This window comes from Mycobacterium canetti CIPT 140010059 (assembly GCF_000253375.1).
Taxonomy (GTDB): Bacteria; Actinomycetota; Actinomycetes; order Mycobacteriales; family Mycobacteriaceae; genus Mycobacterium; species Mycobacterium tuberculosis.
Map to the genome: position 1 here is coordinate 1,693,451 of NC_015848.1, position 12,817 is coordinate 1,706,267.

The following is a 12,817-nucleotide window of genomic DNA, read 5'->3' on the forward strand; positions in this document are numbered from 1 at the left end:
ATGACATCAGCAGGTGGGTTCCCCGCGGGCGCCGGCGGTTACCAGACCCCGGGTGGGCATTCAGCTTCGCCAGCCCACGAGGCGCCCCCCGGTGGTGCCGAGGGGCTGGCCGCCGAGGTGCACACGCTGGAGCGGGCGATCTTCGAGGTCAAGCGGATTATCGTCGGCCAGGACCAGCTGGTGGAGCGGATGCTCGTCGGCCTGCTGTCCAAGGGGCATGTGCTGCTTGAGGGCGTTCCCGGCGTGGCCAAGACGTTGGCGGTGGAGACCTTCGCTCGGGTGGTCGGCGGGACATTTTCGCGCATCCAGTTCACCCCGGATCTGGTGCCCACCGACATCATCGGGACGCGCATCTACCGGCAAGGCAGGGAGGAATTCGACACCGAACTCGGACCGGTGGTGGCCAACTTCCTGCTCGCCGACGAGATCAACCGGGCTCCGGCGAAGGTGCAGTCGGCGTTGCTGGAAGTCATGCAGGAGCGCCATGTGTCCATCGGCGGTAGGACCTTCCCGATGCCCAGCCCGTTCCTGGTGATGGCGACGCAGAACCCGATCGAGCACGAGGGCGTCTACCCGCTACCGGAGGCGCAACGGGACCGCTTCCTGTTCAAGATCAACGTGGGCTACCCGTCGCCCGAAGAAGAGCGCGAAATCATCTACCGGATGGGTGTTACCCCGCCGCAGGCCAAGCAGATCCTGAGCACGGGCGACCTGCTGCGGCTGCAGGAGATAGCGGCCAACAACTTCGTCCACCACGCGCTGGTCGACTATGTCGTTCGAGTCGTCTTCGCCACCCGCAAACCCGAGCAGTTGGGGATGAACGACGTGAAGAGCTGGGTCGCGTTCGGCGCATCCCCGCGTGCTTCGCTGGGCATCATCGCCGCCGCACGGTCCCTGGCGCTGGTCCGGGGCCGTGACTATGTCATCCCGCAAGACGTCATCGAGGTCATTCCTGATGTGCTGCGACACCGGCTCGTGCTCACCTATGACGCGCTCGCCGACGAAATCTCACCGGAGATCGTCATCAACCGTGTGCTGCAGACTGTGGCGCTGCCACAGGTGAATGCCGTTCCACAGCAAGGCCATTCGGTGCCGCCGGTGATGCAGGCCGCGGCCGCGGCGAGCGGCCGGTGACCGAATCCAAAGCGCCGGCGGTGGTGCATCCGCCGTCGATGCTGCGCGGGGACATCGACGACCCGAAGCTGGCGGCGGCGCTGCGCACCCTCGAGTTGACCGTCAAGCAGAAGCTCGACGGTGTCTTGCACGGCGATCACCTCGGCCTGATACCTGGGCCGGGTTCGGAGCCAGGGGAGTCGCGCCTCTACCAGCCCGGTGACGATGTCCGCCGGATGGACTGGGCGGTCACCGCTCGCACCACTCACCCGCATGTCCGGCAGATGATCGCCGACCGGGAACTGGAAACCTGGCTGGTGGTCGACATGTCGGCCAGCCTGGATTTTGGCACCGCCTGCTGCGAGAAACGTGACCTCGCGGTGGCGGCGGCGGCTGCCATCACCTTCCTCAACAGCGGCGGCGGCAACCGGCTCGGTGCGCTGATCGCCAACGGCGCCGCGATGACTCGGGTGCCGGCTCGCACCGGGCGCCAACATCAGCACACGATGTTGCGCACCATTGCGACCATGCCGCAGGCCCCTGCGGGGGTCCGCGGCGACCTGGCGGTTGCCATCGATGCGCTGCGCCGGCCCGAACGTCGTCGCGGGATGGCGGTGATCATCAGCGATTTTCTGGGCCCGATCAACTGGATGCGTCCGCTGCGGGCGATCGCAGCCCGCCATGAGGTGCTGGCCATCGAAGTGCTCGATCCGCGCGATGTCGAATTGCCGGACGTGGGTGATGTGGTGCTGCAGGACGCCGAATCCGGGGTTGTGCGCGAGTTCACCATCGACCCTGCGCTGCGCGACGACTTCGCTAGGGCAGCTGCGGCGCACCGGGCCGACGTGGCGCGCACCATCCGCGGTTGCGGGGCACCCTTGCTATCGCTTCGCACCGACCGCGACTGGCTTGCCGATATCGTACGATTCGTCGCCTCTCGCCGGCGTGGGGCATTGGCGGGACACCAGTGATGGGTCAGTTATGACATTGCCGTTGCTGGGGCCGATGACGCTATCCGGCTTCGCGCATTCATGGTTCTTCCTATTCCTGTTTGTCGTGGCCGGACTGGTCGCGCTGTACATCCTGATGCAGCTGGCGCGCCAGCGGCGAATGCTGCGGTTCGCCAACATGGAGTTGCTGGAGAGCGTCGCACCCAAGCGGCCATCCCGCTGGCGGCATGTCCCGGCGATCCTGCTGGTGTTATCGCTGCTGCTGTTCACCATCGCGATGGCCGGTCCGACGCATGACGTCCGGATTCCCCGCAACCGCGCGGTGGTGATGTTGGTGATCGACGTGTCGCAGTCGATGCGCGCCACCGACGTCGAGCCCAGCCGGATGGTGGCCGCGCAGGAGGCTGCCAAGCAGTTCGCCGACGAGTTGACCCCGGGCATCAATCTGGGATTGATTGCCTACGCGGGCACGGCGACGGTCCTGGTGTCGCCGACGACCAACCGGGAGGCGACCAAGAATGCGCTGGACAAGTTACAGTTCGCCGACCGTACCGCCACCGGGGAGGCGATCTTCACCGCGCTGCAGGCCATCGCCACGGTTGGCGCGGTGATCGGTGGCGGCGACACGCCGCCGCCGGCGCGCATCGTGCTGTTCTCCGACGGCAAGGAGACGATGCCGACCAACCCGGACAACCCCAAGGGCGCCTACACCGCCGCCCGCACCGCCAAGGACCAGGGCGTGCCGATTTCGACGATCTCGTTCGGCACCCCATACGGCTTCGTCGAGATCAACGACCAGCGCCAACCGGTGCCCGTCGACGACGAAACGATGAAGAAGGTCGCCCAGCTCTCCGGTGGAAATTCCTACAATGCGGCGACTTTGGCCGAGCTGAGGGCCGTTTACTCGTCGCTGCAGCAGCAGATCGGCTACGAGACCATCAAGGGTGACGCCAGCGTCGGCTGGTTGCGGTTGGGTGCGCTGGCGCTGGCGTTGGCGGCGCTAGCGGCGCTGCTCATCAACCGGCGGTTGCCGACTTAGCTTCTCCCGCGGCCCCGGCAGCCCGCGAGCGTAACCTGGCTGCGATTTCCGGCGCGGATTTTCGCAGTGCGGTTACGCTCGGAAAGCGCGGGCCTCGCCCACGCGGCGGATGATGTCAGCGGGGTGGTCCTCGGCGACGACCCGGACCACGATCCACCCGTAGCGGTGCTGGACTTTCTCGTGCCGGAGGATGTCTTTCCGGTAGTGGTAGCGACTGGTCAGATGGTGGTCGCCGTCATACTCGGCCGCGACCTTGATGTCTTGCCAGCCCATATCCAAATGGGCTTCCGCCCAGCCCCATTCGTTGCGCACCGCGATCTGCGTCTGGGGGCGCGGAAAGCCGGCGCGGATCAACAACAAGCGCAGCCAGGTTTCCTTGGGGGACTGGGCACCGCCGTCGACGAGGTCCAGAGCGGCTCTTGCGGCCTTCATGCCACGGCGGCCCCGATAGCGCTCGATCAGCGGCTCGACGTCGGCCACCTTCAAATCGGTGGCCTGTATCAGGGCGTCGACGGCCGCGACGGCGGGGTCCAATGGAAATCGACTGGTCAGGTCGAGCGCCGTTCGCTCCGGTGTGGTCACGCGCATGCCCTCGATGACGCAGATCTCGTCGGGCTCGATGCGCTCTTCCCAGACTTGCAGCCCCGGGGCACGGCGGCGGTTGGTGTCGATGATCGCGGCGGGAAGATCCGCGTCGATCCACTTGGCGCCATGGAAGGCAGAAGCCGAGTAGCCGGCCAGCACGCCGCGGCGGCGCGAGCGCAGCCACAGCGCTTTTGCACGCAATTGCGCGGTCAGTTCCACACCCTGCGGCACGTACACGTCTTTATGTAGCGCGACATACCTGCTGCGCAATTCGTAGGGCGTCAATAGACCCGCAGCCAGGGCCTCGCTGCCCAGAAAGGGATCCGTCATGGTCGAAGTGTGCTGAGTCACACCGACAAACGTCACGAGCGTAACCCCAGTGCGAAAGTTCCCGCCGGAAATCGCAGCCACGTTACGCTCGTGGACATACCGATTTCGGCCCGGCCGCGGCGAGACGATAGGTTGTCGGGGTGACTGCCACAGCCACTGAAGGGGCCAAACCCCCATTCGTATCCCGTTCAGTCCTGGTTACCGGAGGAAACCGGGGGATCGGGCTGGCGATCGCACAGCGGCTGGCTGCCGACGGCCACAAGGTGGCCGTCACCCACCGTGGATCCGGAGCGCCAAAGGGGCTGTTTGGCGTCGAATGTGACGTCACCGACAGCGACGCCGTCGATCGCGCCTTCACGGCGGTAGAAGAGCACCAGGGTCCGGTCGAGGTGCTGGTGTCCAACGCCGGCCTATCCGCGGACGCATTCCTCATGCGGATGACCGAGGAAAAGTTCGAGAAGGTCATCAACGCCAACCTCACCGGGGCGTTCCGGGTGGCTCAACGGGCATCGCGCAGCATGCAGCGCAACAAATTCGGTCGAATGATATTCATAGGTTCGGTCTCCGGCAGCTGGGGCATCGGCAACCAGGCCAACTACGCAGCCTCCAAGGCCGGAGTGATTGGCATGGCCCGCTCGATCGCCCGCGAGCTGTCGAAGGCAAACGTGACCGCGAATGTGGTGGCCCCGGGCTACATCGACACCGATATGACCCGCGCGCTGGATGAGCGGATTCAGCAGGGGGCGCTGCAATTTATCCCAGCGAAGCGGGTCGGCACCCCCGCCGAGGTCGCCGGGGTGGTCAGCTTCCTGGCTTCCGAGGATGCGAGCTATATCTCCGGTGCGGTCATCCCGGTCGACGGCGGCATGGGTATGGGCCACTGACACAACACAAGGACGCACATGACAGGACTGCTGGACGGCAAACGGATTCTGGTTAGCGGAATCATCACCGACTCGTCGATCGCGTTTCACATCGCACGGGTAGCCCAGGAGCAGGGCGCCCAGCTGGTGCTCACCGGGTTCGACCGGCTGCGGCTGATTCAGCGCATCACCGACCGGCTGCCGGCAAAGGCCCCGCTGCTCGAACTCGACGTGCAAAACGAGGAGCACCTGGCCAGCTTGGCCGGCCGGGTGACCGAGGCGATCGGGGCGGGCAACAAGCTCGACGGGGTGGTGCATTCGATTGGGTTCATGCCGCAGACCGGGATGGGCATCAACCCGTTCTTCGACGCGCCCTACGCGGATGTGTCCAAGGGCATCCACATCTCGGCGTATTCGTATGCTTCGATGGCCAAGGCGCTGCTGCCGATCATGAACCCCGGAGGTTCCATCGTCGGCATGGACTTCGACCCGAGCCGGGCGATGCCGGCCTACAACTGGATGACGGTCGCCAAGAGCGCGTTGGAGTCGGTCAACAGGTTCGTGGCGCGCGAGGCCGGCAAGTACGGTGTGCGTTCGAATCTCGTTGCCGCAGGCCCTATCCGGACGCTGGCGATGAGTGCGATCGTCGGCGGCGCGCTCGGCGAGGAGGCCGGCGCCCAGATCCAGCTGCTCGAGGAGGGCTGGGATCAGCGCGCTCCGATCGGCTGGAACATGAAGGATGCGACGCCGGTCGCCAAGACGGTGTGCGCGCTGCTGTCTGACTGGCTGCCGGCGACCACGGGTGACATCATCTACGCCGACGGCGGCGCGCACACCCAATTGCTCTAGAACGCATGCAATTTGATGCCGTCCTGCTGCTGTCGTTCGGCGGACCGGAAGGGCCCGAGCAGGTGCGGCCGTTCCTGGAGAACGTTACCCGGGGCCGCGGTGTGCCTGCCGAACGGTTGGACGCGGTGGCCGAGCACTACCTGCATTTCGGTGGGGTATCACCGATCAATGGCATTAATCGCACACTGATCGCGGAGCTGGAGGCGCAGCAAGAACTGCCGGTGTACTTCGGTAACCGCAACTGGGAGCCGTATGTAGAAGATGCCGTTACGGCCATGCGCGACAACGGTGTCCGGCGTGCAGCGGTCTTTGCGACATCTGCGTGGAGCGGTTACTCGAGCTGCACACAGTACGTGGAGGACATCGCGCGGGCCCGCCGCGCGGCCGGGCGCGACGCGCCTGAACTGGTAAAACTTCGGCCCTACTTCGACCATCCGCTGTTCGTCGAGATGTTCGCCGACGCCATCACCGCGGCCGCCGCAACCGTGCGCGGTGATGCCCGGCTGGTGTTCACCGCGCATTCGATCCCGACGGCCGCCGACCGCCGCTGTGGCCCCAACCTCTACAGCCGCCAAGTCGCCTACGCCACAAGGCTGGTCGCGGCCGCTGCCGGATACTGCGACTTTGACCTGGCCTGGCAGTCGAGATCGGGCCCGCCGCAGGTTCCCTGGCTGGAGCCAGACGTTACCGACCAGCTCACCGGTCTGGCTGGGGCCGGCATCAACGCGGTGATCGTGTGTCCCATTGGATTCGTCGCCGACCATATCGAGGTGGTGTGGGATCTCGACCACGAGTTGCGATTACAAGCCGAGGCAGCGGGCATCGCGTACGCCCGGGCCAGCACCCCCAATGCCGACCCGCGGTTCGCTCGACTAGCCAGAGGTTTGATCGACGAACTCCGTTACGGCCGTATACCTGCGCGGGTGAGTGGCCCCGATCCGGTGCCGGGCTGTCTGTCCAGCATCAACGGCCAGCCATGCCGTCCGCCGCACTGCGTGGCTAGCGTCAGTCCGGCCAGGCCGAGTGCAGGATCGCCGTGACCGCGGACATCCGGGCCGAGCGCACCACGGCGGTCAACGGTCTCAACGCATCGGTGGCACGCTGAGCGTCCGACAACGACTGCGTTCCGATCCGCAATCGACTCAGCCCGGCACTGACCGCGATGATCGCATCGACGTGCGCGGCATTCTCGAGCACCCGCAATGCGCGCGATGGCGCGTGGTCGGGAACCCGGTGTTGCCGTGACGATTCGAGCAACTGCTCGACGAGGCCACGGGGATTGGCGACGTCGCTAGATCCCAGTCCGATGGTGCTCAACGCTTCGGCGGCCGAGCGCACCGCTGACCGCAACGCGTATTCGGCATCGCCGAGCTCGTAGTGTTCCAACACTGGGGCCCCGGGAAGTGAATACACCATCCAAGAAAGTGCACACAATTCGGGCGTGAGTGGCTCGCTCTGCGCGGCTTCGTCGACATCGCCATAGGAGAACTCCGGGACCAGGCCAACGGCGCTGCCGGGATCATCCGGGTTGGCGACGATCACCGCCTCGCCGGCGGCAAGGGCGTCGTGCTCGAACTGTGTTCCCGCAGCCAGCCCGCGCACATCGCCCGGCACCGGCAACACCACATTGATCGTCCCCCGCAGTCGGCGCCGGCCCACCGCGGCGCGCAGTGTCTGCAGGAGCGAGACCGTTCCAGCATCGTGGACGTCGGGCCACGGCAGCCCGGTGTGGCCCGCAGCCACGGCATCATAAGCTGCGACGGATTGCGTTGGCGCCCAAAGTGATAATGCATCCAACACGTCGTCGGGAGCAGCCTTGCCGGCGAGCCAAGCGTTAGCCCAGATCGACAGCGAAACACTGGGACACCACATGATCTTGCAGTGTAGTTGTTCGACCCGGCTGACGCGGATCACGCGTATCCTAAGCGCATGCCCGTCGCTTTGATCTGGCTTATCGCGGCGTTGGTGCTCGTCGGCGCAGAGGCACTGACCGGCGACATGTTCTTGCTGATGCTCGGCGGCGGTGCGCTGGCCGCCTCGGTAAGCAGCTGGCTGCTGGCTTGGCCGATGTGGGCCGACGGGGCGGTGTTTCTTCTCGTCTCGGTGCTGCTGCTGGTGTTGGTTCGGCCGGCGGTGCGGCGCCGGCTGACGCAGACCAAAGGTGTGCAGCTGGGCATCGAGGCGCTGGAGGGTAAGAAGGCGGTGGTGCTTGGTCGGGTGGCCCGCGACGGGGGTCAGGTGAAGCTGGACGGCCAGGTGTGGACGGCGCGCCCGCTCAACGACGGTGATGTGTTCGAACCTGGTGACTCGGTGACCGTGGTGCAAATCGACGGCGCCACGGCGGTGGTCTTCAAGGACGTGTAGGGACTCGAGAAAGGAATTCCGGTGCAAGGAGCCGTTGCTGGTCTGGTGTTTCTGGCCGTCCTGGTGATTTTCGCCATCATCGTGGTGGCCAAGTCGGTGGCGCTGATCCCGCAGGCGGAGGCCGCGGTGATCGAGCGGCTGGGTCGCTATAGTCGTACGGTCAGTGGGCAGTTGACGCTGTTGGTGCCGTTCATCGACCGCGTCCGGGCTCGGGTGGACCTGCGCGAGCGGGTGGTGTCGTTTCCGCCGCAACCGGTGATCACCGAGGACAACTTGACGCTGAACATCGACACCGTCGTCTACTTCCAGGTGACCGTTCCGCAGGCGGCGGTGTACGAGATCAGCAATTACATCGTCGGGGTCGAACAGCTCACCACCACCACCCTGCGCAACGTTGTCGGCGGGATGACGCTGGAGCAGACGTTGACCTCGCGTGACCAGATCAACGCCCAGCTGCGCGGCGTTCTCGATGAGGCGACCGGCCGCTGGGGTCTGCGGGTGGCGCGGGTGGAGCTGCGCAGCATCGATCCGCCGCCGTCGATTCAGGCGTCGATGGAAAAGCAGATGAAGGCCGACCGGGAGAAGCGAGCGATGATTCTGACCGCCGAAGGTACCCGGGAGGCGGCGATCAAACAGGCCGAGGGGCAAAAGCAGGCGCAGATCCTGGCCGCCGAGGGCGCCAAGCAGGCCGCGATCTTGGCTGCTGAGGCCGATCGGCAGTCTCGGATGCTGCGCGCTCAGGGTGAGCGCGCCGCGGCCTACCTGCAGGCGCAAGGGCAGGCCAAGGCCATCGAGAAGACGTTCGCCGCGATCAAGGCTGGCCGGCCCACCCCGGAGATGCTTGCCTACCAATACCTGCAGACGCTGCCGGAGATGGCGCGTGGGGACGCCAACAAGGTATGGGTGGTGCCCAGCGACTTCAACGCCGCACTGCAGGGGTTCACCAGGCTGCTGGGCAAGCCGGGTGAGGACGGGGTGTTCCGGTTCGAGCCGTCCCCGGTCGAAGACCAGCCCAAGCACGCGGCCGACGGTGACGACGCGGAGGTCGCCGGCTGGTTCTCCACCGATACCGACCCGTCGATCGCTCGGGCGGTGGCCACAGCCGAGGCGATAGCCCGCAAGCCGGTCGAGGGTCCGCTGGGGACGCCCCCCAGGTTGACTCAATAGAGTGGTCCGATGAGTGGTTTGACCTCACCGAAAACCTATGCGGTACTGGCAGCTCTGCAGGCGGGCGACGCGGTGGCGTGCGCCATCCCGCTGCCACCTATCGCCAGGTTACTCGACGACTTGGACGTTCCGGTCAGCGTTCGCCCGGTGCTGCCGGTGGTCAAGGCCGCCTCTGCGGTCGGTCTGTTGTCGGTCACCCGATTCCCGGCCTTGGCGCGGCTGACGACAGCGATGTTGACGTTGTACTTCATCCTCGCCGTGGGGGCACATGTCCGGGTGCGAGATCGCGTTGTTAATGCGATTCCGGCGGCGTCATTCCTGACGTTGTTCGCGCTGATGACGGCAAAGGGGCCGGAGCGCACTTAAGCATGGAGGCGCAACTCGACCTATGGCAGTGGTGTGTCGGTCGGTGAGGTCGAGGTGCTCAAGGTCGAAAACAGCCGGGTGCGCGCCGAGCAGCTGGCCAAACTGTACGAATTGCGCTCAAGTCGGGATCGGGTCAGGGTCGACGCCGCATTAGCCGAGCTGAGCCGCGCCGCGGCCGCCCGCGGTTGTGCCGGTACTAGCGGGCTCGGCAACAACCTGATGGCGCCGGGGCCGCCGCCCCATTCCCTCCTGGGACGGGATCGCTGACGCCACAATCGACCTGCTACGAATGCTGGCCGAGCGGCTGGGGTACATACTGGATTGGCGAGCGATCCGTGGAGCCGAACCCGTTGCCACCGCCATTCTGCGTCGGTTAGTCTCTTTTTCGACCTTGGGGCGCGGAGGGTCGTTATGGTGTGTCACAGTGCTTTGCTGTCAAAGGCATTGGCGGTGCCGACCAAGCGACACTGGGCAGTGCAGAAATCCTCGTGAAATACGCTCAACTCGCTGACAAACGCGCTCGGGTATATGTCCTGGTGTCGACCTGGTTGGTCGTGTGGGGTATCTGGCATGTGTATTTTGTCGAAGCTGTCTTTCCGAATGCCATCCTGTGGTTGCATTATTACTCGGCCAGCTATGAATTCGGGTTTGTACGTCGCGGGCTGGGCGGTGAACTGATTCGCATGTTGACCGGCGATCATTTCTTTGCCGGCGCCTATACCGTTCTGTGGACGTCTATCACGGTGTGGCTGATCGCCCTTGCCGTCGTGGTGTGGCTTATCCTTTCCACGGGCAACCGGTCCGAGCGCAGGATAATGCTTGCCCTCCTCGTTCCGGTGCTACCCTTTGCCTTTTCTTATGCCATCTATAATCCACATCCGGAACTCTTCGGGATGACCGCGTTGGTAGCCTTCAGCATTTTTCTGACCAGGGTCCACACCTCTCGAACCCGGGTGATCCTCAGTACGCTGTACGGACTTACGATGGCCGTGCTGGCGCTCATACACGAAGCGATTCCACTGGAATTCGCACTCGGCGCGGTGCTGGCGATAATCGTGTTGTCGAAGAATGCGACAGGTGCGACAAGGCGAATCTGTACTGCGTTGGCCATCGGTCCGGGGACCGTCTTAGTATTGTTGCTCGCTGTGGTCGGGCGTCGCGATATCGCGGACCAGTTGTGTGCCCATATCCCGCATGGGATGGTCGAAAATCCGTGGGCGGTTGCAACGACACCGCAGCGAGTTCTCGATTACATATTCGGTCGTGTCGAGAGCCATGCAGATTACCACGATTGGGTGTGCGAGCATGTGACCCCGTGGTTTAACCTCGACTGGATTACCTCTGCAAAGCTGGTGGCCGTGGTTGGCTTCCGCGCACTATTCGGTGCATTACTCCTCGGGTTGCTGTTCTTCGTTGCCACGACATCGATGATCCGCTATGTCTCCGCCGTGCCGGTCAGAACCTTCTTTGCCGAACTGCGCGGCAATCTGGCGTTGCCGGTGCTGGCATCGGCATTGCTGGTTCCGCTGTTCATCACCGCTGTCGACTGGACTCGCTGGTGGGTGATGATCACACTCGACGTGGCCATTGTCTACATCTTGTACGCGATCGACAGACCGGAGATCGAGCAACCGCCGTCGAGGAGAAACGTGCAGGTCTTCGTCTGCGTTGTGTTGGTGCTGGCGGTGATACCGACCGGGTCCGCCAACAACATCGGCAGATGAGGCACCCCGCGGGACCACCCGAAGGCGGGCATGGTGACGTAGGCCAACCGCCGCTGACATGCTTGGGACGGTGATGCTGTTGCAGGCCTATTAGGGGTTGTCGGATCGGGAGCCTTGTGACCGGTTGGCCCTTGATCTGCGTTGGGAGGCCGCGGCGGGGTTGACGGTGCACGCGCCGTCGTTGCATCCCACGGTGTTGGTCGGGATGCGTAACCGGCTGCGGGCTTCGGATCCGACGTGTTGGTGGATGCACCATTTTCAAATGCCGTCGCGGGTCGAAACTTGGGTGCCGTCGAAGAATAACCCCACCAAAGGCCCTACATCAGCGCCGTCCTACGTTCGTGTGTCGGACAATCCTTAGTGCCGATGCCGGATATTCGGGCACTAACGGAAAAGACGTCCTCCGCGTAGAGGCTCCGTTGTTCGAGGCCCAGTTACAGGGGCAAGGTCAGTGGCCGTGACCTCTGCTTCCCGACACGAGAATGCTGGCCGACCGAACGTAGCGCGGTGCGTTGACGGCATCGAGCTGCCACGCCAAATTTGCACGCGCTGATGCGCTGACCCCGACCGAAGGTTTATCAAATGAGAGCCGGCTCGCGCACAGGGTCGTCGTAACCCGGCATGCGTCGGTGCTGCCGTCGATAATTGCGGATCTCATAGACGAGCCCAGTCAGACCTAGCGCGCCCGTGCATACCGACACCAGGATCAGCAGCGGGCTACCGCTACCGGCGAACGCGTCGCCCAGGATGACCACCGCCGCGGTGCCGGGGAGCAAGCCTGCCAAGGTCGCCCAGGCGAAGGACAGGATCCGCACGCCCGAGGCGCCGGCGGCATAGTTGATCGCCGCGAACGGGACGACGGGAATGAGCCGCAGCGACAAGATGGCCAGCCAGCCTCGCTCACGCAGACGCTCGTCCAGCCGGTTGATCGCTCGGCGGCGCACCAGACTGTTCAGCTGCCAGCCGGTGGCACGCACCAGCAGCATCGCGATTACCGCGCTAGCGGTGCTGCCGACCACCGCGATGAATACGCCCACCACAGAGCCGAACAACAGCCCGGCGGCCAACGTGAACGCGGTGCGGGGGAATGGCGGCACCGTGACGACGGTATGCACCAGCAAAAATGCCAGCGGGAACCACGCGCCCAGTGACTTGGCCCAGTCGCGCAATTCCACCGCAGTGGGCACCGGAACCAGCAGCGCGACCACTACCAGTACTGTGATTCCCACCACTGTTCCCACGATGCGCGGCAGCGACGCCTGACGCGCGACCGCGCCGAGCGAGGTGGCGATACCGTGCACGGTTTCGGTGGTGTTGCAGATGGCGGGAGCCGTCACGTCTTCGGAGCGTACGGGGTCAACATGAATAACTCGTTTCCCCAGGCTGGCGTTTCGTCACACTCCGGCCGCGATTGCCGCACCTGGGCGTCTATATGGGCGTCCCGATCAACTAGCCTTATTAGTTAAG

13 protein-coding genes and 2 pseudogenes are annotated in these 12,817 nt (G+C 64.7%); 12 read left to right on the plus strand and 3 right to left on the minus strand.

The genetic code is table 11. The features are described 5' to 3' along the window. From moxR1 to MCAN_RS07885, 3 genes are read left to right on the plus strand one after another with little or no spacing between them, the layout of a single operon-like run. Positions 1–1,134 carry a chaperone MoxR1 gene (gene moxR1 / locus MCAN_RS07875; protein ID WP_003407527.1) on the plus strand — a complete coding sequence of 378 codons (1,134 nt, stop codon included), beginning with the start codon at positions 1–3 and terminating at the stop codon, positions 1,132–1,134. Continuing rightward, positions 1,131–2,084, plus strand: a complete 954-nt coding sequence (locus tag MCAN_RS07880) for a DUF58 domain-containing protein (protein ID WP_014000791.1) — start codon at positions 1,131–1,133, stop codon at positions 2,082–2,084. The genes moxR1 and MCAN_RS07880 overlap by 4 nt, the downstream gene beginning before the upstream one ends. Positions 2,085–2,094: 10 nt before the next feature. Continuing rightward, positions 2,095–3,102: a VWA domain-containing protein gene (locus tag MCAN_RS07885; protein WP_003407530.1), complete on the plus strand. Its 1,008-nt coding sequence runs from the start codon at positions 2,095–2,097 to the stop codon at positions 3,100–3,102. A 72-nt stretch (positions 3,103–3,174) separates the two neighbouring features. On the opposite strand, the gene MCAN_RS07890 is transcribed toward MCAN_RS07885, so the two are convergent. Then, the gene (locus MCAN_RS07890; RefSeq protein WP_014000792.1) at positions 3,175–4,017 is read right to left on the minus strand and encodes a hypothetical protein; all 843 of its coding nucleotides are present in this window, start codon (positions 4,015–4,017) and stop codon (positions 3,175–3,177) included. Between the two features lie 140 nt (positions 4,018–4,157). Here MCAN_RS07890 and fabG1 point away from each other — a divergent pair, with 140 nt between their 5' ends. From fabG1 to MCAN_RS07905, 3 genes are read left to right on the plus strand one after another with little or no spacing between them, the layout of a single operon-like run. Next, positions 4,158–4,901 (plus strand): 3-oxoacyl-ACP reductase FabG1, encoded by a 744-nt coding sequence (fabG1, locus tag MCAN_RS07895; protein ID WP_003898892.1) that lies wholly within the window; start codon positions 4,158–4,160, stop codon positions 4,899–4,901. Between the two features lie 18 nt (positions 4,902–4,919). Next, positions 4,920–5,729, plus strand: a complete 810-nt coding sequence (gene inhA, locus MCAN_RS07900) for an NADH-dependent enoyl-ACP reductase InhA (RefSeq protein WP_003407553.1) — start codon at positions 4,920–4,922, stop codon at positions 5,727–5,729. 5 nt (positions 5,730–5,734) lie between these two features. Further along, a complete protein-coding gene (locus MCAN_RS07905; RefSeq protein WP_003407559.1) occupies positions 5,735–6,769 on the plus strand; it encodes a ferrochelatase in 1,035 nt (344 codons plus the stop codon). On the opposite strand, the gene MCAN_RS07910 is transcribed toward MCAN_RS07905, so the two are convergent. Next, complete coding sequence (locus tag MCAN_RS07910; protein WP_014000793.1) at positions 6,735–7,601, minus strand: hypothetical protein; 867 nt, start codon at positions 7,599–7,601, stop codon at positions 6,735–6,737. The genes MCAN_RS07905 and MCAN_RS07910 overlap by 35 nt on opposite strands. 57 nt (positions 7,602–7,658) lie before the next feature. On the opposite strand from MCAN_RS07910, the gene MCAN_RS07915 reads away from it, so the two are divergent. The 6 genes and pseudogenes from MCAN_RS07915 to MCAN_RS24270 form a co-directional block, all read left to right on the plus strand. Next, positions 7,659–8,093, plus strand: coding sequence for an NfeD family protein (locus MCAN_RS07915; protein ID WP_003407562.1), 435 nt, complete (start codon positions 7,659–7,661; stop codon positions 8,091–8,093). Positions 8,094–8,114: 21 nt separating this feature from the next. Further along, positions 8,115–9,260, plus strand: coding sequence for an SPFH domain-containing protein (locus MCAN_RS07920; RefSeq protein WP_014000794.1), 1,146 nt, complete (start codon positions 8,115–8,117; stop codon positions 9,258–9,260). A gap of 9 nt (positions 9,261–9,269) precedes the next feature. Next, positions 9,270–9,626 (plus strand): DoxX family protein, encoded by a 357-nt coding sequence (locus MCAN_RS07925; RefSeq protein ID WP_003900347.1) that lies wholly within the window; start codon positions 9,270–9,272, stop codon positions 9,624–9,626. A 45-nt stretch (positions 9,627–9,671) separates the two neighbouring features. Further along, positions 9,672–9,851, plus strand: a pseudogene (locus MCAN_RS07930) (hypothetical protein); the annotation flags it as partial. Positions 9,852–10,042: 191 nt separating this feature from the next. After that, positions 10,043–11,350: a hypothetical protein gene (locus MCAN_RS07935; RefSeq protein ID WP_014000796.1), complete on the plus strand. Its 1,308-nt coding sequence runs from the start codon at positions 10,043–10,045 to the stop codon at positions 11,348–11,350. 40 nt (positions 11,351–11,390) lie between these two features. Beyond that, positions 11,391–11,582, plus strand: a pseudogene (locus MCAN_RS24270) (transposase); the annotation flags it as partial. A gap of 346 nt (positions 11,583–11,928) precedes the next feature. Here MCAN_RS24270 and MCAN_RS07940 read toward each other — a convergent pair. Beyond that, the gene (locus MCAN_RS07940; RefSeq protein WP_003407583.1) at positions 11,929–12,687 is read right to left on the minus strand and encodes a TVP38/TMEM64 family protein; all 759 of its coding nucleotides are present in this window, start codon (positions 12,685–12,687) and stop codon (positions 11,929–11,931) included. Between the last annotated feature and the right edge of the window lie 130 nt (positions 12,688–12,817).

What these genes read in the sequence shown, in the direction of transcription:
- moxR1 (WP_003407527.1), top strand. Translation starts at nt 1, where the DNA reads ATGACATCAGCAGGTGGGTTCCCCGCGGGCGCCGGCGGTTACCAGACC.
- MCAN_RS07885 (WP_003407530.1), top strand. Translation starts at nt 2,095, where the DNA reads ATGACATTGCCGTTGCTGGGGCCGATGACGCTATCCGGCTTCGCGCAT.
- MCAN_RS07890 (WP_014000792.1), bottom strand. Translation starts at nt 4,017, where the DNA reads ATGACGGATCCCTTTCTGGGCAGCGAGGCCCTGGCTGCGGGTCTATTG.
- inhA (WP_003407553.1), top strand. Translation starts at nt 4,920, where the DNA reads ATGACAGGACTGCTGGACGGCAAACGGATTCTGGTTAGCGGAATCATC.
- MCAN_RS07905 (WP_003407559.1), top strand. Translation starts at nt 5,735, where the DNA reads ATGCAATTTGATGCCGTCCTGCTGCTGTCGTTCGGCGGACCGGAAGGG.
- MCAN_RS07910 (WP_014000793.1), bottom strand. Translation starts at nt 7,601, where the DNA reads ATGTGGTGTCCCAGTGTTTCGCTGTCGATCTGGGCTAACGCTTGGCTC.
- MCAN_RS07915 (WP_003407562.1), top strand. Translation starts at nt 7,659, where the DNA reads ATGCCCGTCGCTTTGATCTGGCTTATCGCGGCGTTGGTGCTCGTCGGC.
- MCAN_RS07925 (WP_003900347.1), top strand. Translation starts at nt 9,270, where the DNA reads ATGAGTGGTTTGACCTCACCGAAAACCTATGCGGTACTGGCAGCTCTG.